Here is a 23275-nt window from a genome sequence, read left to right as displayed (position 1 = left end):
GAAGACAATTAAAGGCCGCCCCTTAAATTAGGGCTGCACGACGACTGGTTCTCCTCGCGCCGCGGCATACACGTCTACAGAGGCGTTAAGCAGTGACTCATAGCGATTAATTAAGCTCAGTTGGGCGCTGAACCAACTGCGTTGAGCATTGAGTAAAGTAAGAAAATCAGAGTCGCCCGCTTTGTACTTAGCTTGCGCAAGATGATACAAACGTTGATTGTTATCGAGCTCCGTCAAATCAATGTTGTACGCCTCTTTTTGATAGGTGTAATTGTCTGAGGCATCCATCAGTGCCTGACTTGCATCTAATACCACCGATTTAAGGTTGTTTAATGCAATCTCTACGTTCTTCTTAGCAATATCTTCCGCTCGACGGCGCTTGCCCGCATCAAATAACGTGGCAGACGAACTTAACGCCGCGCCGATAGACCAGCCACTAGAGAGGCTTAGCAAATCACTCAAACTCATACTGGCGCTCAAACCAATACCAGGTAAGCCTGCAATGCTGGCTTGATAAACGCTAATGTCTGCCTGTTGTAAGGCGATATAGGCCATTTCTACATCGGGGCGTTGACGCAAAACCGCTGCCGGTAGTGACAAGTCGATCTGTGGCTGTGCGATAGTGTCGATACGCTGCACAAACGAAAACGCCTTAAATTCGGTATCGGCTAGCAATACGCTCAAAACCCTTTGGTTGAGTTTTAACTGGTTTTGTAAATTCAGTCGTTCAGCTTGAGCGGCTAACAGAGTATTGCGCTGTTGCGCCACTTCGATACCCGAAGCACTGCCCGCGTCATACTGCAAATTAATAAGCTGAAGTAGTTGCTCAGATGCAACGAGGTTTTGTTCCGCTATCGCCAAACGTTGCTGTAGCGACAAGCGCGCAAAGTAAACACTAGCAAGGGTTTGTTGAAGGGTTACCGACTGATTTCGCAAAGACAAATTCGCGCTGTTGATGTTGAGTTCAGCCGCCAGAATTTGTGCCTGTCTGCTCCCCCAGATATCCACGTCATAGCTGGCCGACACGGCCCCCGACGAACTCAAGGAGCTGTTGCCATTATCAGGTGAATGCGTGCCGCTGCCAGATAACCGTGCACTGAGGCTAGGGTAATTATCGGCCTGCTCTGCTCGCAATTGCAACGCGGCCTGATCCAAACGCAAACGCGCCGTTGCCAAATCTAGGTTCTGGCTCTCCAATGCCGCCATTAAAACATTCAACTCAGGCGAGTGATATTGCTCCCACCACCGCGTATCAATGCGCAATGCTTCTGCTTCGGGTTGCGTCAAATTAGCGGTTTGCCAAGGGAGGGTATAGTCAGGAAAAGCCCTGTCTGGCGTATAGGCACACCCGGCGACGATAAACGAGGCCAGCGTGAAAAAAACAAATTTCATAGTTAATCCTCTGCGAGCGCATCGATGGGGTTTAGGCCAGCAGCTTTATGAGCGGGGGCAAAGCCAAATACCACCCCCACTGCCAGCGACGTGATAAATGCCAACACCGGAGGGAGTAGGGTATACGCCACCGATATCCCCAGCTGAGACAACACAAAAATGACGATATAGCCGATGAGTATTCCAACAACACCCCCTAAAATGCACACGACCCACGCCTCAATATTAAACTGCTTCAGAATATCGCCAGGCTTTGCCCCAGTAGCCAAACGCAAACCAATTTCGCGCTTGCGCTCAGACACGTTCACCAACATGATATTCATCACGCCAATCCCGCCGACAAACAATGAAATGGCAGCGACTGAGGCGAGTAACCAAGTGAGGGTATTTTGCGTTTCGGTTACGGTTTCAACCAATGAATCGGTCGTGCGTACCATCACGTCCTCTTTGCCATGACGAGCGGTCAGTACCGATAAGATCTGCGCTTGAATTGTATTGACGTCATCCGTTGACGTGGTTTTTATTGTAATGGAACTGAGATAGGGGCGACCAAACGCTCGCAGCCTTCCTGTGGTAATGGGGATCAGCACCTCATCATCCATGTCTTCTCCACCAGCGCTAGCCCCTTTAGATTTGAGAATGCCTATCACTTGATACCACGCGTCCTTCATCCATATGTATTCACCAATTGCGTGATACTTATCGCTGAACAAGGTCTCGGCAACAGTATCGCCTAATACCACAACGGGTGCGTACGAGTTAACGTCGTCTTGTGTAAAAAACACGCCTTGTGCTAACTGCCAATCTTTGGCGTGAAAATAGTCTTGTGTCGAACCTTTAATACGGCCAGAAAAGTCGTTTTCACCATATCGAATAGTCGCTCTAGTAGAACGTTCAGGAGCAACGTATAACACACCAGGTACGGCTTTTATCGCTTGAGCGTCATCAAGGGTAAGCGACGCAATATCACCCGAATTACGCATGTTTTTGCCGCCGGGGCGAATTGAGATCAGGTTAGTACCAATAGACTCAATTTGTTTCAGTACATCCTGCTTGCCTCCCTCTCCAATCGCCATCATGGTCACCACTGCCGCAACACCAATAATGATCCCGAGTAAGGTTAAAAAGGTTCTAAACCAATTTAATCGCAAGGAACCAAAAGCCATCGACAGTGCCATGCCAATCGAAATACTGGAAAACGGCGTTACACTTGGCGCTGGGCCGGTTTCATCCTGCTTAACTTGCTCATCGTGATAGCTCCCACTGTCGGCCACCACTTCGCCATCTAACAAGCGAACCTGCCGCTGTGCAATTTCAGCGACGGCAGGGTCGTGGGTGATCAGAATGATGGTTACGCCTTCCTGATGCAGGGCAGTAAGCAAATTCAACAATTGTTCGCCGCTGGCAGAATCTAACGCACCGGTTGGCTCGTCGGCGAGGATGACCTCTGCGCCGTTAATTAATGCCCGAGCCACCGACACACGTTGTTGCTGTCCACCTGATAATTCTCCGGGGCGGTGATGAACTCGGTCGGCCAACCCCAGTTTTTCCAGTAATTGCTGTGCTTTTTGTTGTCGTTGTACTTTGGGGGTGTTGCTGTAAATAGCGGGTAAGGCAACGTTTTCTTCAGCAGTTAAGGTAGACAACAACTGATAACGTTGAAAAACAAAACCAAAGGTTTTCAAACGCAACGCAGCCAATTGGTCGTTATTAAGATCGGCTACCGATTGACCATGAATGCTATAAGTACCCACTGTAGGTTTATCTAAACACCCAAGGATATTCATCAGGGTCGACTTCCCTGAGCCTGACTGGCCCATTATGGCCACAAATTCGCCCTTGTTAATGGTTAACGACACGTTTTTCAGCGCCGTTACCACTGACCCTTCTGACTGATAGCTCCGAGAAACATTGTTCAGTGTAATGAGCGGATTAGAAGCCACGACGTCCTCCACCAGGCGGCATATTGGCTGGTGGACCTCCAAACTCACGAGTACCGCGGGTCGTCGCGCCCGATTTAGCGCCAATCACCACAGATTCCCCTTCGCTTAATCCATCGACCACTTCCGCCACAGTGCGGTTTTGAATCCCCACTTTCACCTGACGGCGCTCTTGCCCATTATCCCCCATCATCAGCACAAACTGACGCTTCGGCGGACCTTTGATCGCGGCAAGCGGTACTAACAGGGTGTTGGCCTTTTGCTCTTTTAAAAAGAACACCTGCGTAGTCATCGCATCCATCAACTTTCCGGTGGTATTTTCGATGTCGATTAACACCTGATATAGCACCACATCGTTAACGATGGTGGGCGTAGGAAGCACTTGCCGTACTGTAGAGTGGTATCGCGTTTTTGTATCGCCAAGTGTAGTGAAATACACAGGCATACCTTTGTAGATATTGCCGACTTCAGCTTCTGATACTTCGGCTCTCAAGGTCATGGTTTTTAGGTCGGAAATTTGTAGCAGGGTAGGCGCGTTCTGGTTGGCATTAAGGGTTTGCCCCTGTCGCACTTCTATTATCGCCACTGTGCCCGCAATGGGAGCGTAGATTTTCGCAAACCCCAGGGTTGCTTTATCACCAGCTAATGACGCCTCATCAGCTTTAATTTGAGCCGCCGATGCCCGTATTTTGGAATCCAGCACTTTAAGTGCGGTGTCGGTGCTAAACACGTCATCAGCGCTAACCGCATCTTGTTCGTGGAGTTGGCGGTTTCGCTTAGCTCGCAAAACCGCTAACTCACGCTCGGCTTTCAGTTGCTCTAGTTGCGCGCGTTTGTTTTCGAGGTTGGCTTCTGTCGTTTGTACTTGAGTACTAAACACAGTGGCGTCTATCTCAACTAAAAGATCGCCCTTTGCAACAACGTCTCCTTCCTCAACGTGTATGGCGTCAACCTGACCAGATACCTGCGCACCAACCACAACGTACTGTTTGGGCTCTAGTTGACCGGTCGACACCACTGTTGTTTCAATGTCACCGCGATAGACCTTGGCCGTTAATACATCTTCCACTTGCGCATCGGTAAAAAACACGCGATTCAGTGTGTAAATGAGCGCAATGATGACCACTAGAATCAGTAATATTTTTATAATTTGGCTTGAAAGCCGCGCCATCCTAGCCTCTCTGAAATTCTTGTAAATATTCGGAATATCAGACTTTTATCAGATAGCACAAATTATAAAAGAAACTTAACACACCTTTGCATTCCTTTGCCTTTCTTCGTCGCGATGGCTACATCAACGGAGACATAAACAAGGCATTGCTCATCAGCTTATTGGTGCCTAACCAAAATCCTCTAAAGTGAACATTGTCAACAAGACCAATCACTTTCCCGTCTCCCATGCTCTCAACCAACACAGCAGTAGACTCACTGATCATGTTCTGCATTTCATCAGCGCTGTAACCTGCTAACAAAGGCGACTGGGTGTAATGTGCGATTGTTTTGAATGGGTCGTCGTCTGTCGTCACAACCATATTGCTGGTTTTAAACAGCGGCAATTGCGCCTTGTCGTATCCAAAAAACAAGGGATGAGTCAGGTCTACGTCGGCTTGGTACACTGCGCCAGCGACTAACTTTTTCGCACGCAGTGCATCTCGATCAGCAAAGTGCATGCCTTGGGTAGAAAAGGCTTTGTCGATGTCATTGCCCGACGATACATTGGCGTGTAACCAGCCCTCTTGAGCAAATAAGCGTACTGCCGACTTCTGACCAATCAGTGTTCCACCCGCTTTTACCCAGTTTTTGATCGCCAGTCTTTCGCTGTCATCCAAGCGACTGTAATAGCCATTGACCATCACAATATGGGTATATTTTGCTAATTCAGCGTATTTGAGCTTTTCAGCTTCAACAATAGAAACGGGCAAGCCAACGCGAGTATCCAAGTAATGCCACACTTCACCCACTTCATATTGTGAAACGCCATTGCCCCCAATAATCATAACATGGGGTAACACCGCGTTTTTCCATGAGCGGCTTCCTACATCATTGCCCACAGGGGTAAAACCTGATTGAATCGAATAAACAGGTACTTGGCTTTGTTTGCTCATTTGCGAAAGCAATTGGGTGAAATTCTCGGGTTGTGACAGCGCACGAGGGATCAACACGGTCCCCGCCGCAAATTCGTGTACCTCACCATCAAGTTTGGCGGTAAACGCGCTGTTAGTAAGCTTAGCTTTCACGCCGTTACGTAATAATTGCTGCAATAACGCTGGCGCATTGTAGTTATGCCACTCAATCGCGTACGCATAGGCTTGCGTATCAATAGCTAATAGCGCTTTATTCGGCTTATGGTACGCAGTCGGGCTTACCTGACGCGCTTGACGTTTAGACACAGGCGCGTATGTCAAATTCAATGCGTAGGGCAAATTCCATGTCGACACATCGTAGAACGTATTGTCTGCGAAGCGCTGTTGTTTTGAAAACAGCGACTTCACTAACCGGTATTGCAATTGATCCAAAGGCACAAACACACTGGTCAAAGCACTGAATTCCGTTCCATCCAAACTGATGGCCTTTTTAGTGCTTTGATAAGTAATGTGATGGGCATCAAAAATATCCAGCATGGCTTGTAAACGCACACCGTCTGTTGGCGCTTCAATGACATAGCCGCCTTCGTCGTCTTTTTCGATGGCTTCTTGTGTCTCATCGTAGAAGGCTTTTTGGTACTTTAAAATGGCAGGTTTATTAGCCAATGCGCCTGCGAATGTACTCAAGGTCATCCGCACCTGATTTTGAATGGTTTGGGTAAAATTGAGCGGGCCATTATCTGTAGCTTGCAAATGACCGCGGCTGCTGGCTTGTTCAAACAAGATACCAATACTGCCTTGCGCATCCGGATAGCTAGAGCCCTTGCCATAAAAGAAGTCATCAAACCCTTCTTGGGTGTAATACAGGGTATTTGCACTATCAAAAGCCTGTGCATGATACTCAGCCAATGCCTCGGTCAATGTGACATTGCCTTCAGGCGTTAGCGGATATTTACGCGAGCGCACACCGGGCTGGAAAAAATACGTGCCGTTACTGCCCATCTCGTGAAAGTCGGTGAGAATATGCGGGCGCCACGCTTGAAACTGGGTGATACGCGCTTGAGACTCGGGGTGCGTTAACATGAGCCAATCGCGGTTTAAGTCAAACCAGTAGTGATTGGTGCGCCCCGACGGCCAACCTTCGTCATGCTCTCGATGCGACGGGTCGTCACTCAAATTGTAGCCTTTGTGCATATTTGCCCATTGTGCAAATCGAGACAAACCGTCTGGGTTAAGAGACGGGTCCAACAGCACTACGTTATTGCTTAGTAAATCTTGTACTTTCTGATTTTGGGCTGCGGCCAAATAGTAAGCAATAACTAACGAGGCATTAGCGCCAGACGGCTCATTACCATGCACACTGTAGCCCATATACAAAAATAGCGGCGCATCAACACTCACTGACTCACCAGTTTGAATGGCTTGTAAATGGGCCTGACGCCACGTTTCTACCTTACCTTGGTTATCGGCGGCGGTAATAGTGAGAAGCAACAAGGGGCGATTCTCATGGGTACGGCCGGTTTCAGTTAACGTCACTCGGTCTGACGCAGCAGCTAATGCCCGCATATAACTGACCAACTGATCGTGACGTACATGCCAAGCCCCGACCTGATTACCCAATACCGACTCTGGGGTAGGGATACGAGGGTCGAACGTTGTGCCCTCAGGCAAATAAGCCGTTGTGGCCTTGCCCGTCTCTGTTTGCAATGTAAAAGGGAAGTTTGCCTGACCGAATGCTGTTCCGGCAAACAGCAAACTCAACGGAAGAAATAGTCCAAAATGGCAAATTTTTTTCGATATTTTTAATAACATAGCCATACCACAGTTGTTTTTTAATCAAATGCACATACATTGAACATTCGAGCAATACCTGAGTGTTTTAGTCAGGTAAGTTTGTTATTATACGCTCAATAATAGATTTTAAGCAGGACTCTACTATGATCACTATATCAGAAGATGCGCAAGCTCACTTTGGAAAATTGCTTTCAAAACAAGAGTCTGGCACGAATATTCGCGTATTCGTCGTAAACCCCGGTACATCTACGGCAGAATGTGGTGTGTCTTATTGCCCACCTGACGCTGTCGAAGACACAGATATTCGCCTAAATTTCAATGGCTTCGATGCGGTTGTAGACCAAGAAAGTGCGCCATTTCTTGAAGACGCAGAAATCGATTATGTCACTGACCAAATGGGGTCTCAATTAACGCTCAAAGCACCTAATGCCAAAGCGCGAAAAGTGTCTGATGATGCGCCGCTAGTCGAGCGTATCAATTACATGATTGAGAGTGAAATTAACCCACAACTAGCCGGTCACGGCGGTCAGGTTAGCTTAATGGAAATTACCGAAGACGGCTTTGCAGTGCTGCAATTTGGCGGTGGCTGTAATGGCTGTTCAATGGTAGACGTCACACTGAAAGAAGGCATTGAAAAGCAGATGCTACAAGAGTTCGAAGGTGAACTTAAAGGCGTGCGCGACGCAACAGAACACCAAGCTGGCGAGCACTCTTACTACTAATCGAGTTAGCAAATGCGCCATTGGCTACGCCAGCTAAGCGAGAATCCACAACTTAGCTGGCAGCATTTCATCAAAGGCTTTGTTGTCTTTGTTATTGGCTTAGCGGTCATTGCCGCTGGGCTGAATATTCACCCAGCAATATTCTATCTCGGCCTTGCGATTATGTTGCCAGGCTTTCTGTGGGCCATGTACGGATATCTCGGTATTTTCCTTTACCGAATGTCTTTTGGTTCGCGCCTTAAAAAACCACCTTCTCGTCGCGACTAATACGATAAAATTTCCACCCCAGCGTAGCTCCTCTCGCCAGTAAGAAGCTCAACAACGCGTACCACAGTGCAACATTGCCCATTCCCGAGAATAAATACCAAACAGGGAAGTAAACACACACAGCACTGATCACCATACTATTTCGCATATCTTTGGAGCGGGTCAAGCCAACAAAGACTCCGTCGTAGAGAAAACACCAATGGGCAAGTAGGGGAAGCCATATCATCAACTCAAGGTAGTCAGCAGCAGACTGCTGCAATGCCGGAATATCAGTAAGTGCGCCAATTATCTTCTCACCGCCGAACGCAAAAATAATCGCATACACACCCGCCATCACTGATGACCAGAACAGCCCTCGGTAGGTATTAGCGCGCAATGCCTGAGGGTTCTTAGCGCCTGAGGCCTCTCCCACCAATGCTTCAACGGCATAGGCTATGCCATCTAGTCCCAGGGCAATTAACACAAAAAACTGCATTAAAATGGCGTTAACCGCAGCTTGAGTTTCGCCCAGCCGCGCACCTTGTAGGGTTAAAAACGCTAAACACGCCTGTAGCGCTAAGTTTCTCAACAACATATTGCCATTGAGGTTCAAGGCTCCGAGCAATTCTTGTTTATTAAACCACTCGATTTTAATACGCGTCGCTGCAATTTGCTTGGCGGCGACCCAAAGGCCCGCCACACACATCACGTACTCAGCAGCCATACTCGCAAAAGCCACGGCTTGAACCCCCATATCCAAACCATAAACCAGATAAATATCTAGCACCGCATTCACTAGGTTACCTGCGATTTGAATAATTAACACTGCGCGGGTTTTCTGCTGACCAACCAGCCAACCAATGAGTGCAAGGTTCAGCATTGCAGCAGGGGCTCCCCACACCCTCACGGCAAAATACTGTTGGCTAAATGCCGCCATATTTGGCTCTGGTGCCGCTAACCACAACCCTGTGTGCAGAATCGGGCTTTGTAAGATTAAAAGGGCAACACCAAGCACTAACGCCAAGGCTCCCATTTGATAAAGCGCTTTTGCTGCAGCGTCTGGCGCTGACGTTACCTTCCCCTTAGCTTGGGCACTCAAGCCTGTCGCCGACATACGCAGAAACCCACAAACCCAATAAATTTGGGTAAGAATCAGGGTGCCAATCGATGCACCGGCTAATTGCGCCGACGAATCCATATGCCCAAGTACCGCCGTATCCACTAATCCGAGTAAAGGCGTGGTAATATTAGCCAGTATCATGGGCAAAGCTAACATCAGCATTGTGCGATGCGCCGGCCAACCTTGTTGCTGAAAAGATGGGGTCAAAACCTATCCCTATAATGAAATTGCGAACCATAAACGGGTTCGCGAAAAGGAGCAGATGTGAAGTTTAACACGGTAACTTGTGGTAAAAATACCAAGATGACATGGCGGCTATTAGGCCTTGTCTTTGGACTATTTTGCTGTCAGACAATGGCAGTAGAAAACCCCGCCAACTTACATAACGCCGTTGTACTGTTATATCACCATGTTGATGATAATACGCCCCAAAGCACGTCTGTTACACCGGCACAGTTTGAAGCGCATATGGCCTACGTGCACGAAAACTTTATTGTTAAACCCCTCGATGAGGTGATTACCGCCTTACGCAATCACACCCCTTTGCCCGACAAAACGGTTGTGATCACTTTTGATGACGGTTACGACAATATATACAAAAATGCGCACCCGATTTTGCGCAAATACGGCATGCCTTACACCATATTCATTAATCCTGATGTTATTGGTAAACAGGGTAATCAGTTGACTTGGAATGAAGTCAGTGCCATGCAAAAAGAGGGCGTGAGCTTTGCCAACCACACACTCGATCATTTGCACATGCTAAATAAGCTCCCGAACGAAAGCCAAGCCGATTGGCTTGAACGCGTTTGGCAAAACGTGGAGCAAGCAGAAGCCGACATTGCTAAGCATACGGGGCAATCGTTGCGGTATTTGGCCTATCCCTTTGGCGAGTATAATCAGGCCTTAGCGCATGCGTTAACAGAACATGGCTATGTGGGTTTCGGGCAGCAATCTGGTGCCATTGGTCCATCGAGTGATTTTACCGCACTGCCTCGTTATCCCGCGGCTGGACCTTACGCCAACCTCAACTCTTTAAAAACAAAGCTAGCGAGCTTGGCGATGCCCATTGACGAGCTGAGTATTCGCAACCCTGAGTTAACTACCCGACAACTCAGTGACTCTGTTTCTTTTCGTGTAACTAGCAAGGATGTAGGGATGCACGGGATGACCTGTTATTTTCAGGGCCAACCCATTCCTTTGGAGAAAGACGGAAACAAAGTGAGTTTTACCCTAAGCAAAGCCCTGCCAATAGGCAGATCACGGGTTAATTGCACTGCACCGTCGAAACAATTTAGTGGGCGGTATTATTGGTATTCAGTGCCATTTTTCATTGCCAATGACCAAGGGCAGTACCCCGATTAAAAAGAAGAAAAGCGGTTTTGGATCTCTTCGCCTAGGTGTTTAACCACACGAATGAGTTGTACAAAGGGCGGCGTAGTTTGGTGAACACCAAAGCCGCAGCGTTGATAAAATGAAACCGCGCTGTCGTTGTCAGACAAGACATTCAGTACAAGGGCGTTTTTCTTGAGGGAGTGGGCGTAGTCGTGCATGTGTTCGAGCAGCATTCGCCCTACACCTTTGCGGCGGGCTGAACGGTGCACAGCCAAATGCCCAACACACAACTCCGTTGCCATGGGGGGTTCGAGTGTAGCCATATACACTTGACCGCGCATAACCACGTCAATTGCGCCATCTAAACCGTAATGATCGGTGATGGAGCTTAACGTAGCGCGATCAAAATCTTTCGGTAAACGACTATGCCAGCCACAAATCAACCCAACCACTTTCTCATCAAGAGTAGCGACAAAATGGTTTTTGAACCCATATTGGCCTGAGCCATATTGCCAAGCATATTGAAGATATGACAAAGCTTGGTCTTCGTCACCGAGACCAAACACATTCACCAACAAGGGATCACCGGCAGCTAATAACAGGGGTACTGCATCTGTTCCGTCAGCTGCCGTTGCTTTTCGAACAACGATACTACTGGTCATTGACTAATTATTAACGATACTCGGCAAGTCGGCAAGAATTTGATCTTTGTCACTGATCGCAACCTGACCGGGGATATGCTCTGGTTTAAATCGCCCTACTGCCAATCCTTCTGGATTAATAAGTACAATAGAAGCACTGTGATCAACAAGGTAATAATCTTGTTCCGTATCGTCAACCATCGCATACATCAAACCCAAACTGCGTACAAGCGGGAAGAGCTGAGCGTGCTCACCCGTTAACGCGACAAACTCAGGGTTAAAGTAATTGACATATTCGTGCAACCTTTGTGGCGTGTCTCTTTGCGGGTCAACTGAAATAAACACCACTTGAATAGTTTGAGAAGTTTTAACATTTTGTAAAGATGGGTAAATTTGATTTAGCGCGGCCAAAGTTGTGGGGCATACATCAGGGCAAAAGGTGTAACCCAAAAACAGCAATGTCCACTTATTATCAAATACCGAATTGGTCACTGCTTGGTTATCTTGATTTACCAATTGAAAGGTCGCGAGCTGCCGTGGCGCAGGAAAAGTTTGAAAATATTGAGGCGTATTTTTATCCTCTTTAGACAGAGAAGTAGACAACCACACACCAGCTATAAGCGCACTCAAGGCTACGCACACTAGCGCCACCACTGTGTTTTTAACTGTCATAACACTACGTAATGATCCAATAATAAAACCACAAACAATACCATGAGATGCAAGATAGAAAAGCGGAATGTCTTCATTGCCGTATCAGCATCAGGGAAAAACTTTAGTTTGATCGCCCAATATAAAAACCCTGCGTTTAATATGGTCGCACCGATTAAATATATTTCCTCTGTCATTCCCACCAGGTAGGGAAGCCAACAAACCACCATAAGCAATACTGTGTAGAGCAAGACGCACGTTTTGGTAAAACTAACGCCATGGGTCACAGGTAACATAGGCACCTTTGCATTGGCATAGTCTTTTTCTCTGTTTATCGCCAGCGCCCAAAAATGAGGGGGCGTCCACGTAAAGATAATTAGCACTAACAGCAGCGCATGAGGGTCAATGGTATTAGTAACTGCCGACCAGCCGAGCAGGGGAGGAGCTGCACCAGCCACGCCTCCAATAACAATATTCTGCGGTGTCGCACGCTTTAGAAACCCCGTATAAATTCCTGCATAAATCACTAGGCTTGCCAATGTTAACCAAGCGGTAAGCGCGTTAGTTCCAAACCATAAAAAAACGAAACCAACAACAGCAAGTACTGCGGCAAACACTAAGGCATCAAGTGTACTCACTCGCCCTTTAGCAACGGGGCGGTGCCGGGTTCGCGCCATGTTCACATCGATATTTTGGTCAACGACATGATTAATCACTGCCGCTGACGCCGCCAGTAAACCAATACCGATCAAGCCTGTGGCTAAAACCTGCCAGTCCACCCAAGTAGGTGTTGCCAAGCACATTCCTACTAACGCGGTCAGCAACAATAACATCACCACTTTAGGCTTGGTTAACTCGTAATAATCACGCCAACGAGAAACCGTGAGTCCATGCTGATTTTGAACTTGAGAAAACACGCGCGCCATCATCGCCTCCTAACAACGTCGATACAGCAAGTAGGCAAGTGTTACCATCAACAGCAGCAAACACGCTGCAACGATATTGTGCAACACAGCTATCGGTAAGGGTAAACTGAAGACCACATTGCTTACCCCTAACATCAACTGCGCCATCAACACACTGCCTATTCCTACAGCCAATTTACGTAACCACGTATGCTTGGTGTGAGTAAACAGGCTGATAGCTAGCCAAGCCAGATAAAATAGAGTGATAATCGCGCCAGCCCTATGCATGATGTGCATGGTCATTCGCTCCGAATAACCGTGCACACCATATTCATAATTTTCAGCCTCTGGAACACTGTATGCGCCTTTTAAATCAATACGCTGCTCCCACCCGCCCTCACAAACAGGGAATTCGGTACACGCCAGTGCCGCATAATTCGCCGAAGTCCACCCTCCCAAACTAATTTGCGCCACAACTACACCAATACCAATAATCGCGTATTTGCCATAAGCTTTTACTCGACTGTCGCTAAGCCCCAAACGCCACCCACTCAGGCGCAAATACAATAAAAATAAGCCGCACAGTACGCCAAAGCCACCTAGCAAATGCCCAAGCACGACTATGGGTAAAAGGTTGAGGGTTACGGTCCACATTCCCAACAATGCCTGAAACCCAACCAAAGCCACCAGAAAAAGAGGCAGACGCAAGGGCATACCTTCTCGGTGTTTGACCACCGCAATGGCGGCGATCACCATAATCAGCAAGCCCAAAGCCCCCGCAAAGTAACGATGAATCATTTCATTCCATGCTTTGTGCGCTTCAACAGGGCGCTCGGGAAACGCGGAATTCGCTATATCTATATGTTCGGCTTGCTGAGGAACAATTAAATATCCATAGCACCCCGGCCAATCAGGACACCCCAACCCCGCATCGGTCAGTCGGGTGTAGGCACCCAACATAATGACAACAGTTGCCAACAAAATACCAACCAATACGAGCTTTTTCATAATCGCTCCTCAACCGATACGCGATAACTTCAACAGCTTTTTCAAATCAGCAAGCATTGCCCTGCTGTGCAATATCGCTTCTTGCTGATCTTGATATAAGGGGTAACGCAGCATGGCATTATCTTGGGTGTCGACCACGTAAATGTTATTAATAGGGAGGCTTAACAACACATTGGATAGCGTTGCCTCATCCACACTGACAATTGAAAAAGACGCGTTTTCCACTAATTGGGCTAACGCCGAACTATCGCTGTGTGAGGTAACTAAAACCACGGGTTTCGCCCGTTCTGCCTCTCTGCCCAACGCTAGCCATACCTGCTGAATACTTATGAGCGCGTTGTCACAGGCGGCATCACACTCTGAGGGCAGGGTATAGACCAAGCGCCAATGTTTAGACTCATTGCCAAGCACTGGGGTCATCGAAACCACAGGTTGCAACAAGGTGCCTTTATTGGTCGCACCTTGTTCAAACCATTGCTGCTCAAGCGCGAGCTTTGCCAATACCACCGGCATCACAAAAACAGCTACCAGCGCCAGTAAACTGCGCTTTTTACTTAAGCGAGTGTGCATCATCGACTCCTTTTAAATAGTGCAATGGCCCCTATCACTAAAGCGGCTAGCGCTAAACCGAACCACTGAATGGCATAGCCCAAGTGTTTTTCGGGAGGCATAACAACCGCTTGCCAATGGGGCACCGACATGTTGTAAAGGGGCTCTGTGGTCACGAGAACAATGGGTAATAGAGTATGGGAAAGCAGTTCATTTAACTTTGCGAACTCAACTTGTTGAATGCGCATAGGAAAAGAAGCAACAGGTACAAACGGATCCGAAATAAACGGGTTTGCGCTCGGTTGGGTAATTACAGCCTGAACGCGTACCCGCTGCCGCTGGGTAAACGGCTCAGGTATTGCTGGTAATTCACTACGTAACTGTGGAGCGGGTAACCAGCCGACGTTCACCAATACGGTGTCTGCTTGGGTTTGCAATGGCATTAGTAAGTAATACCCCACCACACCGTCTTTCACCTGATTGTCTAGCAACAACGCGTGCATAGGGTCAAAGACCCCTGTTACCACAACTGGGATATCTCGCAGGTCGCCCGACATCGCCATTGCTGCCGCTAAGCTTAACGGCGCAACCTGTTGTTTTTCAGCTATGCTTGATAAACGCTGTTGCTTTTCGTCCATGCGGGTTAGTTGCCACATCGCCAAACTTAACATGATAAGCATGGCTAAAACCCAAACCCCAATGGCTATCAGCAACCGCAATGACATCATTGAAAACCCTAGACTCGGAGTAAGGCGATGTGGATAAAAATTGTCATTATGTTGATGCTCGCGTTTATGGTGTTTAACCTGTTTCGCGCCATGCGTACCATGATGCAAGGCGACACAAATGGTGAACCAATGAGCAAATTTATTGGCCGACGAGTACTCACCTCGGCCGCTATCGTCGCCTTGATTTTGATTGCTATAGCCTTTGGTTGGATCACACCAAACCCACGCCCTTATTGACATGCGTCACTCACAATACGTAAACAAAGAAATAAAGCATCACCCACACCACGTCGACAAAATGCCAATACCAACTGCCTGCTTGAAACGCAAAGTGGCTATCTGGAGAAAAATGCCCCTTCATTATGCGAGCAAACAAAACCATCAAGATAACCGTGCCAAGCGTTACATGAAGTCCGTGAAAGCCGGTCAGTAAAAAGAAGGTGTTGCCATAAATGCCACTTTGAAAAGTCAGCCCAAGATCGTCATAAGCGTGAATATATTCTTGTACTTGTAAGGCGAGGAATACACAGCCCAGCACAATTGTTAGTGCGAGCATACCTTTTAGCTGAGTACGCTTATTTTGCTCTAACCCCACGTGAGCGAAATGCAAGGTAATCGAAGACGCCAGTAAAATAAGGGTATTGATAGTCGGTAAGCCAGCCCAACTCATGGCTTGTGTTTCGGTTCCACCCGGTGTTTTTACTAGCGGCCAAACCGCTTCGAACCCAGACCACAACACTTCGTTGGTCATGGCATTATTACCTTCACCGCCTAACCAAGGCACTGCGATATTTCGGGCGTAGAATAGAGCGCCAAACAACCCGACAAAAAACATCACTTCAGAAAAGATAAACCAGCTCATGCCTTGTCGATAAGAACGGTCTAACTGCTTGCTGTACAAGCCAGCCATCGACTCATCAATTTGATTTTTAAACCACCCCGTCAACATAACGAGTAGAGCGATAACGCCAGAGAGTAAAATCCACTTTCCTGGCCCCTCGGCGTCTTTAGTACTTTCGATCACTACGTTACCTGCGCCCACCGCAATTAAAAACAGCGCAATCGCCCCGACTATTGGCCAAGGGCTTTGTGCTGGCACGTAGTATTTTTCATAGTGTTGTTGCATCGGATTCTCCTTTACTCTGTTTGCGCTATCGCTTCAGAGTTTAAGTAAGGATTAGTTTGTTCCCCGCCTTTGTCATCACCTGTCACATCAAAGAGGGTGTACTGCACAGTAAAGTACGTTATGTCTTTGGGAATTTGAGGATCGACATAAAATCGCATTGGCATTTCTGCTTCGGCGCCGGCGGATAAGGGCTGTTGGTTAAAGCAAAAACACTCGGTTTTATTCAAATACAGTGCTGCACGCCCTGGTGAGACAGACGGAATCGCTTGGGCCACCATCGCCTTATTTGATGGATTGCGTACATAAAACGTAACTTCGTTTAGCTGCCCCGGGTGCACCTTCACTTTTTGAGTTTGCGACGAAAAGGCCCACGGCATACCCGTATGAGTCCGAGTTAAAAATTCCACCGTCACAAAGCGGCTCTCGTCTAACATTACTGCGCTGTAGGTATTGGCTTGATTATCGGTTTTACCATTGATTCCGGTTAGGTCACAAAACACGTCATACAAGGGCACCAGCGCGAAACCAAAGCCAAACATACCAATCACAATAATGACCAGTTTTATCATCAAAGATCGGTGTATTGAGGCAGGCTGAGTCATCGCTAGTCACTCACTTTATTTCTGGTGGTGTATCAAACGAATGATAGGGAGCCGGAGACGGCAGGGCTTCCCATTCTAGCCCTTCAGCCCCTTCCCATACTCGTGCATCAACTGGCTCGCCAAGCTTGCGACACGCCTTGATCATTACTACCAAGAAGATCAGTTGTGACAACCCAAATGCAAAGCCACCTAAACTGATCCATTTGTTGAAATCAGCAAATTGCAAAGCATAGTCAGGAATGCGTCTGGGCATACCCGCCAACCCGACAAAATGCATAGGGAAAAACAGTACATTAACCGAAATTAGCGAGCACCAGAAATGCCACTTCGCCAAGGTGATATCGAACATGTGCCCAGTCCATTTAGGAAGCCAGTAATAGACCGCTGCCATAATGGAAAACACGGCACCAGTGACCAATACATAATGAAAATGGGCAACAACAAAGTAAGTATCATGGTATTGAAAGTCGACGGGAGTGATCGCTAACATCAAGCCAGACAGACCACCAATGGTAAACAACACCACAAAGGCAATGGCAAACATCATCGGAATTTCAAAGGTCATTGAGCCGCGCCACATAGTAGCAACCCAGTTAAACACTTTTACTCCGGTCGGTACTGAAATTAGCATAGTGGCAAACATAAAGAACATTTCCCACTGCACAGGCATGCCCGTTGTAAACATGTGGTGCGCCCACACAACAAAACTCAGCAAAGCAATAGAAGCCGTGGCATAGACCATAGACGAATAACCAAACAGTCTTTTGCGCGCAAACGTGGGGATAATCTGAGAAATAATTCCAAACGCGGGCAATATCATGATGTACACCTCTGGATGACCAAAGAACCAGAAAATGTGTTGGAACATAACAGGATCACCGCCCCCTGCGGCGTCGAAAAAACTCGTACCGAAATACTTGTCGGTGAGTACGGCTGTAACCGCAAACGCCAGCACAGGCATAACGGCAATCAGCAAAAACGCGGTAATTAACCATGCCCACACAAACAGAGGGAGTTTCATCCATGTCATACCAGGCGCACGCATGTTGAAGATGGTCACGACCACATTCATCGCGCCCATAATTGAAGAGATCCCCATAATATGCACAGAAAAAACAAACAGCGCGGTACTGTCGCTACTGTAAGTGGTGGAAAGTGGCGCATAAAAAGTCCAGCCAAATGCAGGGCCGCCACCTTCAACAAACAGTGATGATAATAAGATCAAAAACGCACCGGGTAAGATCCAAAAACTCCAGTTATTCATTCGAGGCAGAGCCATATCCGGAGCGCCTATCATCATAGGGATCAACCAGTTAGCCAACCCTGTAAACGCGGGCATCACAGCGCCAAATACCATAATCAGGCCATGCACCGTGGTCATTTGATTAAAGAAGTTAGGTTCGACAAGCTGTAAACCGGGCTGAAACAGTTCGGCACGGATCACCATAGCCATGGCACCACCGACTAAAAACATAATGAAGGCGAACCACAAATACAGAGTGCCAATATCTTTGTGATTGGTTGTGAGCACCCAACGCATAATGCCTTTAGGCGGACCATGATGATGAGCTTCGTGAGGTACTTGGCTGTCGGTATTGACGAGTTCAGAACTATTCATATTGGGCTCCTATTTACCGTTAGCCACATCATTAACGTCTTTGGGTTGCACTACATCGCCGGTATTGTTGCCCCATGCATTGCGCTCGTAAGTCACAACAGCAGCAATTTCTCGTAGTGACAGCATTTTTCCGAACGCTTGCATTGCAGTACCGGTTTTTCCGTTCAGTACAATATCGATATGCCCATATTGATCATGCTTCACCATTTCACTGCCCTTCAACGCCGGAAAGACGCCCGGTAATCCTTGGCCATTTGGCATATGGCAAGCCGCGCAGGTGGTGTCGTAAACGCGTTTCCCCTCTGTCATCAGTTCGTCCATCGACATACTCATGGCTAATAGTCGCTGCTCTTCTTCCTTTGCTTCCCGTTGACGGGTGGCTTCTGCGGTTAACCATGCTTGATAGTCGTCAGGGTGCTTGGCTATTACCACCACGGGCATAAAGCCGTGATCTTTGCCACACAGTTCTGCACATTGCCCGCGATAAATGCCTGGCTGATCAACTTTGGTCCACGCCTCATTGATAAAACCGGGGTTTGCGTCTTTTTTCACGGCAAAGTCAGGCACCCACCAACTGTGGATCACATCTTCAGAAGTAATTAAAAAACGTACTTTTTGGCCGGTAGGAATCACTAATGGGCGGTCGACTTCGAGCAGATAATTCGTGCCCTTGGTAAATTTGTTTTCGATTTGCTCGCGTTGTGTTGCGAGTAAGGAGTAAAATTCAACGTCATCGTCGAGGTATTGGTAATGCCATTTCCACTGCGAGCCTGTCACAAGCACGGTCATATCAGGCTCAGAAGCATCTTCCATCGCGATTAAGGTTTTGGCAGCAGGAATAGCCATACCAATGAGAATCAGAAAAGGAATGACCGTCCAAGCAATTTCCACTTTCACGCTCTCGTGAAAATTAGCGGGCTTAGCTCCTCGAGATTTGCGATGCAAATACATCGACACAAACATCACCCCAAAAACGATAAGGGCTATGGCTACGCAAATACCGAACATCAGCATGTGTAAATCATAAACCTGACCGCTGATCTCAGTAACGCCAGTGCGCAGGTTTACGTCAGACGACGCATTATTCGTGGTATCGGTTGATGCAAGTGCTTGCTGACACAGCATTAAGCTCAATACCACTATTGTCTTAACCAAACTACCCGCTACGCAAAGAGTACTCGTTTTCACTTAGCACCTCCATGATGGACAAGCTACCGGCGAACGTGTCTCCTTTCACCGTTGTGTCTCACCATTAACTTGCGCTCACGACTTCTCACATGTGAACTTTAGTTAAATTATTGTTTATTTTTTGTTAATTGAATTAAAGAATTGCGCAATAATTGGCCGATGTCTAGTTTTTCGGTCAATTTCTTTTCGCAGAAAAGCGATAGGTAAGGGAGGGGCAATACCAAGTATTGAATGACAAAAAAGGAGAAATTCGAGCTTGTTAATCAAACGACTAACAAGCCCTAAAAAATCACAAAAATATCAGCAGTGCGCGAATAAAAAGTAAAGGCTTACTACATCCAATCTGCGTTTCTAATTACGCCTACAGCAATACCTTCTATATGAAATGGCTGACTGGTTAAATCAACTCGAATAGGTGAAAAGTCTTCATTTTCGGCGTGCAATAACACCTCATGACCTTTCTTTTCTAGCCTTTTTACCGTTACATCGTCTTCAACCCGTGCCACAACAACTTGACCATTGTGTACATCAGTTGTGCGGTGCACCGCCAATAAGTCGCCATCCAGAATACCTATATCTTTCATACTTTCGCCGTTTACGCGAAGCAGGAAATCAGCTTGAGGATGAAACAAACTAGGGTCGACCTTGTAATGCGACTCTACATGCTGTTCAGCGAGTATTGGTTCACCCGCCGCAACACGCCCAATAAGCGGTAACCCCATCTCTTCTTCTTCATCATCAAGTGGAATATTCAATTTGATCCCGCGTGATGTGCCGGGCAGCATTTCGATCACCCCTTTACGGGCTAGCGCTTTCAAATGCTCTTCTGCTGCATTTGCAGAACGAAAGCCAAGCTCGCGCGCAATTTCTGCACGGGTGGGCGGCATACCCGTTTGTTGCATTGTCGACTTGATGAGGTCAAGCACTTCCTGTTGTCTTGGAGTTAGTGGACGCATAAACAGCCTGTTTTTCTATACAGTTACCTGTCAGTATATACACTATCGATAAAATGACAACGCTTAAATACCGTGGTTCTGCGTTGTATACCGGCTATTTCGTCTCGTCATTTAATCGATACATAACCTTGTGTCATACACACTGAATGGTTTCATGCTAAAATGCGCGCGTTATTAGTTCTACAGGAATCCAATACATGTCGTGGATGCGCAAAACGTTGCTGTCAGCGTTTCATTTCCCAGTAAAATGGCTGGTTCGCACCAAAAGTATTCCCGCAGATGTGGAGTCAGAATTGGGCATCGATAAAAACAAGCCCATCGTCTACTTGCTGCAATCTGACTCGGTGACTGACCAACTTGCCTTGCGCATGTCAGCAACGCAGTTAGGACTACCGAGCCCAACAGAATCTGTCACCCTAGCCGGAACAGAATATCCGCGTAGTTTATTTCTGCGCAGCACTCGCCCTTTGTTCCGTGCAAAAGGCGCCAAAACAGATTTAGAAGATCAGTTCACCGAATTACTTCACTTGCACAAAACACACAAAGAATTGGCCGTGCAAGTCGTCCCAGTATTTGTTTCCTGGGGACGCGCACCGGGCAAAGGGAAGCCAGGTTTTGGTGACCTAATTGCCGATCAAGCAACCCCAAGTTGGTTGCGCAAACTGTTTATTGTGATTTTTCTCGGTCGCGACAACTTTATCAGTTATAGCAAAGCCGTATCGGCCCGCGCCATGGCCGACAATGTTGACAGTGAAAAACACTCCGCTCATAAACTTATTCGTGTAGCAAGTACTCACTTTCATAGAAAGCGCCAAACACTGACTGGCCCTACGCTGCTTGATCGTCAAGAGCTGCACAATGCGGTACTGGGGGCGGATTCTGTCAAAAAAGCGATCGGCGAAGAGAGCAAGGGTAAAAAGCTATCTCATGATCAAGCCCGTGATCGCGCGGTGGAATACATCAACGAAATTGCAGCCGATTACCGCGAAGGTTTGATTCGCTTTGGCGAACGTTTATTGACGCGAATTTGGAATAAAATCTACAACGGCATAAGTGTTCAGCATGCTAACCGAATTCGCGAACTAGCCAATAACGGTCATGAAATCATTTATGTGCCCTGCCACCGCAGCCACATGGATTACCTGTTGCTCACCTATGTTATTTATCACGAAGGCATGGTAACGCCGCATATTGCAGCCGGTATCAACCTAAACTTTTGGCCAGTGGGCAAAGTATTTCGTCGTGGCGGTGCGTTTTTCTTGCGTCGTAGCTTTGCTGGCAACAAATTGTACACAGCGGTATTCCGCGAGTATTTAGAGCTGTTGTTCAACAAAGGTTACGCCGTTAAGTACTACCCCGAAGGAGGGCGCAGCCGAACAGGTCGATTACTTCCCCCTAAAACCGGCATGTTAGCCATGACATTACAAGCCGTCGCCAAAGGTGTAAACCGCCCTGTGAGTATCGTGCCTGTTTATATCGGTTACGAGAATGTCATGGAAGTCAAAAGCTACCTCAAAGAGCTAAAAGGCAGCTCGAAGAAAAAGGAATCAACCGGACAGGTCTTTTCAGCCATTCGCAAGTTGAAAAACTATGGTCACGGTTTTGTGAACTTTGGAGAGCCTTTATCGATCACTCAATTTCTCGATAAACAAGCCCCTGAATGGCGTGAAACCAATATGGCCAGCGATAAAAAGCCCGCTTGGTTAACCCCTACGGTTAATGAACTCGCCAATAATGTAATGGTTAGGATCAACAGCGCCGCCGCCATCAATGGCATGGCATTAGCATCGCTGTGCTTGTTATCGTCAAAAACTCATACCATGACCGAGCAGGAATTGCGTCAATCAATGGCCGACTATTTGCAAATGTTGCGAACCGCGCCATACAGCAAAGACGCCACCTTGCCAGAAGCCAATGCCGATACCCTGTTACAAGATACGCTAAAGCTGAACCGCTTTGATATTACCGAAGACGAATACGGCAGGCTGATCAGCTTGCAGAAAGGCGGGGCGGTATACATGACCTACTACCGCAACAATATTCTGCACATGTTTGCGTTGCCAGGACTTATTCAATCTATTGTGTTTGCTCATAATGGCGCACATAAAAATACAATTCTTCAACATGTCGCGGCTTTGTATCCTTTGCTACAGAAAGAGTGGTTCTTGCACATGACACAAGACGCAGCTCTGGCTTACACCGAAACCTTGTTAAATACCTTTGCACAACAAGGTATGCTCAAGGCACAGGACGATATGTACTTTATTCCTGAAGCCACCAGCCCGCAGTTCCATTCTGCGTGGCTATTAAGCCGTTGTATTCAAGAAACACTACAACGCTATGCTGTGGTGTTGACGGTATTGAAAAAAGAGCGTGAGATCAGTCGTGCGAGTTTAGAGCGCACCAGCCGGAACATTGCTGAACGGTTATCAACTTTGTACGGCATGAATTCTCCTGAGTTTTACGACAAAAATGTGCTGTCGAGCTTTATTGTCTCGCTAAAAGACAATCACTGGCTCGACTCAACGGCAGATGGCGGCTTGCGTTATTCAGAAGAAGCGTCGGCGTTACACAAAGATGTGATTGCCTTAGTGTGGCCAGAAATAGCCCAGCATCTGGAAAAGGCGATTCTCGAAGACGCATCTCATTAACCCCAGAAACGGCAATTCA

The 23275-nt window shown here is 47.4% G+C and carries 21 protein-coding genes; 5 read left to right on the top strand and 16 right to left on the bottom strand.

What is annotated here, in order from left to right; all coding sequences use genetic code 11:
- Positions 1–27: 27 nt before the first annotated feature.
- The 4 genes from ACXAH6_RS04050 to ACXAH6_RS04035 all read right to left on the bottom strand — a co-directional run bounded on the left by ACXAH6_RS04050 (position 28) and on the right by ACXAH6_RS04035 (position 7228).
- The gene (locus ACXAH6_RS04050; RefSeq protein WP_474875356.1) at positions 28–1392 is read right to left on the bottom strand and encodes a TolC family protein; all 1365 of its coding nucleotides are present in this window, start codon (positions 1390–1392) and stop codon (positions 28–30) included.
- Between the two features lie 2 nt (positions 1393–1394).
- Complete coding sequence (locus ACXAH6_RS04045; RefSeq protein ID WP_474875355.1) at positions 1395–3335, bottom strand: MacB family efflux pump subunit; 1941 nt, start codon at positions 3333–3335, stop codon at positions 1395–1397.
- Positions 3325–4503: an efflux RND transporter periplasmic adaptor subunit gene (locus ACXAH6_RS04040; protein ID WP_474875354.1), complete on the bottom strand. Its 1179-nt coding sequence runs from the start codon at positions 4501–4503 to the stop codon at positions 3325–3327. The genes ACXAH6_RS04045 and ACXAH6_RS04040 overlap by 11 nt, the downstream gene beginning before the upstream one ends.
- 118 nt (positions 4504–4621) lie before the next feature.
- Complete coding sequence (locus ACXAH6_RS04035) at positions 4622–7228, bottom strand: M14 family zinc carboxypeptidase (protein ID WP_474875353.1); 2607 nt, start codon at positions 7226–7228, stop codon at positions 4622–4624.
- A 125-nt stretch (positions 7229–7353) separates the two neighbouring features.
- On the opposite strand from ACXAH6_RS04035, the gene nfuA reads away from it, so the two are divergent.
- A complete protein-coding gene (nfuA, locus tag ACXAH6_RS04030) occupies positions 7354–7932 on the top strand; it encodes a Fe-S biogenesis protein NfuA (protein WP_474875352.1) in 579 nt (192 codons plus the stop codon).
- Positions 7933–7944: 12 nt separating this feature from the next.
- Positions 7945–8199: a hypothetical protein gene (locus ACXAH6_RS04025; protein ID WP_474875351.1), complete on the top strand. Its 255-nt coding sequence runs from the start codon at positions 7945–7947 to the stop codon at positions 8197–8199.
- Here the strand turns inward: ACXAH6_RS04025 and ACXAH6_RS04020 are convergent.
- Positions 8171–9439 carry an MATE family efflux transporter gene (locus ACXAH6_RS04020; protein ID WP_474875567.1) on the bottom strand — a complete coding sequence of 423 codons (1269 nt, stop codon included), beginning with the start codon at positions 9437–9439 and terminating at the stop codon, positions 8171–8173. The two genes, ACXAH6_RS04025 and ACXAH6_RS04020, sit on opposite strands and share 29 nt — an antisense overlap.
- A 123-nt stretch (positions 9440–9562) precedes the next feature.
- Here ACXAH6_RS04020 and ACXAH6_RS04015 point away from each other — a divergent pair, with 123 nt between their 5' ends.
- Complete coding sequence (locus ACXAH6_RS04015) at positions 9563–10663, top strand: polysaccharide deacetylase family protein (RefSeq protein WP_474875350.1); 1101 nt, start codon at positions 9563–9565, stop codon at positions 10661–10663.
- Here the strand turns inward: ACXAH6_RS04015 and ACXAH6_RS04010 are convergent.
- From ACXAH6_RS04010 to ACXAH6_RS03985, 6 genes are read right to left on the bottom strand one after another with little or no spacing between them, the layout of a single operon-like run.
- On the bottom strand, positions 10660–11295 hold the full coding sequence (locus tag ACXAH6_RS04010; protein WP_474875349.1) for a GNAT family N-acetyltransferase: 636 nt from the start codon (positions 11293–11295) through the stop codon (positions 10660–10662). The two genes, ACXAH6_RS04015 and ACXAH6_RS04010, sit on opposite strands and share 4 nt — an antisense overlap.
- Positions 11296–11298: 3 nt before the next feature.
- Entirely contained in the window at positions 11299–11946 is a 648-nt protein-coding gene (locus tag ACXAH6_RS04005; protein ID WP_474875348.1) for an SCO family protein, read from the bottom strand.
- The gene (cyoE, locus tag ACXAH6_RS04000; RefSeq protein WP_474875347.1) at positions 11943–12854 is read right to left on the bottom strand and encodes a heme o synthase; all 912 of its coding nucleotides are present in this window, start codon (positions 12852–12854) and stop codon (positions 11943–11945) included. The genes ACXAH6_RS04005 and cyoE overlap by 4 nt, the downstream gene beginning before the upstream one ends.
- Positions 12855–12860: 6 nt before the next feature.
- The gene (locus ACXAH6_RS03995) at positions 12861–13838 is read right to left on the bottom strand and encodes a COX15/CtaA family protein (protein ID WP_474875346.1); all 978 of its coding nucleotides are present in this window, start codon (positions 13836–13838) and stop codon (positions 12861–12863) included.
- Positions 13839–13847: 9 nt separating this feature from the next.
- Entirely contained in the window at positions 13848–14411 is a 564-nt protein-coding gene (locus tag ACXAH6_RS03990) for a hypothetical protein (protein ID WP_474875345.1), read from the bottom strand.
- A complete protein-coding gene (locus ACXAH6_RS03985) occupies positions 14408–15115 on the bottom strand; it encodes an SURF1 family protein (protein WP_474875344.1) in 708 nt (235 codons plus the stop codon). The genes ACXAH6_RS03990 and ACXAH6_RS03985 overlap by 4 nt, the downstream gene beginning before the upstream one ends.
- A 27-nt stretch (positions 15116–15142) precedes the next feature.
- Here ACXAH6_RS03985 and ACXAH6_RS03980 point away from each other — a divergent pair, with 27 nt between their 5' ends.
- A complete protein-coding gene (locus ACXAH6_RS03980; RefSeq protein ID WP_474875343.1) occupies positions 15143–15352 on the top strand; it encodes a DUF2909 domain-containing protein in 210 nt (69 codons plus the stop codon).
- A gap of 10 nt (positions 15353–15362) precedes the next feature.
- On the opposite strand, the gene ACXAH6_RS03975 is transcribed toward ACXAH6_RS03980, so the two are convergent.
- From ACXAH6_RS03975 to lexA, 5 genes are all read right to left on the bottom strand, one after another.
- Positions 15363–16241 (bottom strand): cytochrome c oxidase subunit 3, encoded by an 879-nt coding sequence (locus ACXAH6_RS03975; protein ID WP_474875342.1) that lies wholly within the window; start codon positions 16239–16241, stop codon positions 15363–15365.
- Positions 16242–16252: 11 nt separating this feature from the next.
- Positions 16253–16843, bottom strand: coding sequence for a cytochrome c oxidase assembly protein (locus tag ACXAH6_RS03970; RefSeq protein ID WP_474875341.1), 591 nt, complete (start codon positions 16841–16843; stop codon positions 16253–16255).
- A 10-nt stretch (positions 16844–16853) separates the two neighbouring features.
- On the bottom strand, positions 16854–18461 hold the full coding sequence (gene ctaD / locus ACXAH6_RS03965) for a cytochrome c oxidase subunit I (RefSeq protein WP_474875340.1): 1608 nt from the start codon (positions 18459–18461) through the stop codon (positions 16854–16856).
- 9 nt (positions 18462–18470) lie between these two features.
- Positions 18471–19586 carry a cytochrome c oxidase subunit II gene (coxB, locus tag ACXAH6_RS03960; protein WP_474875566.1) on the bottom strand — a complete coding sequence of 372 codons (1116 nt, stop codon included), beginning with the start codon at positions 19584–19586 and terminating at the stop codon, positions 18471–18473.
- A gap of 395 nt (positions 19587–19981) precedes the next feature.
- Entirely contained in the window at positions 19982–20605 is a 624-nt protein-coding gene (gene lexA, locus ACXAH6_RS03955) for a transcriptional repressor LexA (RefSeq protein WP_474875339.1), read from the bottom strand.
- A 197-nt stretch (positions 20606–20802) separates the two neighbouring features.
- On the opposite strand from lexA, the gene plsB reads away from it, so the two are divergent.
- Positions 20803–23256, top strand: a complete 2454-nt coding sequence (gene plsB / locus ACXAH6_RS03950; RefSeq protein ID WP_474875338.1) for a glycerol-3-phosphate 1-O-acyltransferase PlsB — start codon at positions 20803–20805, stop codon at positions 23254–23256.
- The last annotated feature ends 19 nt before the right edge of the window (positions 23257–23275 follow it).

It is taken from the genome of Alteromonas sp. ABE4_545 (assembly GCF_056161325.1).
This window is presented reverse-complemented; position numbering and strand designations above follow the sequence as displayed.

What these genes read in the sequence shown, in the direction of transcription:
- ACXAH6_RS04050 (WP_474875356.1), bottom strand. Translation starts at nt 1,392, where the DNA reads ATGAAATTTGTTTTTTTCACGCTGGCCTCGTTTATCGTCGCCGGGTGT.
- ACXAH6_RS04040 (WP_474875354.1), bottom strand. Translation starts at nt 4,503, where the DNA reads ATGGCGCGGCTTTCAAGCCAAATTATAAAAATATTACTGATTCTAGTG.
- ACXAH6_RS04035 (WP_474875353.1), bottom strand. Translation starts at nt 7,228, where the DNA reads ATGTTATTAAAAATATCGAAAAAAATTTGCCATTTTGGACTATTTCTT.
- nfuA (WP_474875352.1), top strand. Translation starts at nt 7,354, where the DNA reads ATGATCACTATATCAGAAGATGCGCAAGCTCACTTTGGAAAATTGCTT.
- ACXAH6_RS04025 (WP_474875351.1), top strand. Translation starts at nt 7,945, where the DNA reads ATGCGCCATTGGCTACGCCAGCTAAGCGAGAATCCACAACTTAGCTGG.
- ACXAH6_RS04020 (WP_474875567.1), bottom strand. Translation starts at nt 9,439, where the DNA reads ATGATACTGGCTAATATTACCACGCCTTTACTCGGATTAGTGGATACG.
- ACXAH6_RS04010 (WP_474875349.1), bottom strand. Translation starts at nt 11,295, where the DNA reads ATGACCAGTAGTATCGTTGTTCGAAAAGCAACGGCAGCTGACGGAACA.
- ACXAH6_RS04005 (WP_474875348.1), bottom strand. Translation starts at nt 11,946, where the DNA reads ATGACAGTTAAAAACACAGTGGTGGCGCTAGTGTGCGTAGCCTTGAGT.
- cyoE (WP_474875347.1), bottom strand. Translation starts at nt 12,854, where the DNA reads ATGATGGCGCGCGTGTTTTCTCAAGTTCAAAATCAGCATGGACTCACG.
- ACXAH6_RS03995 (WP_474875346.1), bottom strand. Translation starts at nt 13,838, where the DNA reads ATGAAAAAGCTCGTATTGGTTGGTATTTTGTTGGCAACTGTTGTCATT.
- ACXAH6_RS03990 (WP_474875345.1), bottom strand. Translation starts at nt 14,411, where the DNA reads ATGATGCACACTCGCTTAAGTAAAAAGCGCAGTTTACTGGCGCTGGTA.
- ACXAH6_RS03985 (WP_474875344.1), bottom strand. Translation starts at nt 15,115, where the DNA reads ATGATGTCATTGCGGTTGCTGATAGCCATTGGGGTTTGGGTTTTAGCC.
- ACXAH6_RS03980 (WP_474875343.1), top strand. Translation starts at nt 15,143, where the DNA reads ATGTGGATAAAAATTGTCATTATGTTGATGCTCGCGTTTATGGTGTTT.
- ACXAH6_RS03975 (WP_474875342.1), bottom strand. Translation starts at nt 16,241, where the DNA reads ATGCAACAACACTATGAAAAATACTACGTGCCAGCACAAAGCCCTTGG.
- ACXAH6_RS03970 (WP_474875341.1), bottom strand. Translation starts at nt 16,843, where the DNA reads ATGACTCAGCCTGCCTCAATACACCGATCTTTGATGATAAAACTGGTC.
- ctaD (WP_474875340.1), bottom strand. Translation starts at nt 18,461, where the DNA reads ATGAATAGTTCTGAACTCGTCAATACCGACAGCCAAGTACCTCACGAA.
- coxB (WP_474875566.1), bottom strand. Translation starts at nt 19,586, where the DNA reads ATGCTGTGTCAGCAAGCACTTGCATCAACCGATACCACGAATAATGCG.
- lexA (WP_474875339.1), bottom strand. Translation starts at nt 20,605, where the DNA reads ATGCGTCCACTAACTCCAAGACAACAGGAAGTGCTTGACCTCATCAAG.
- plsB (WP_474875338.1), top strand. Translation starts at nt 20,803, where the DNA reads ATGTCGTGGATGCGCAAAACGTTGCTGTCAGCGTTTCATTTCCCAGTA.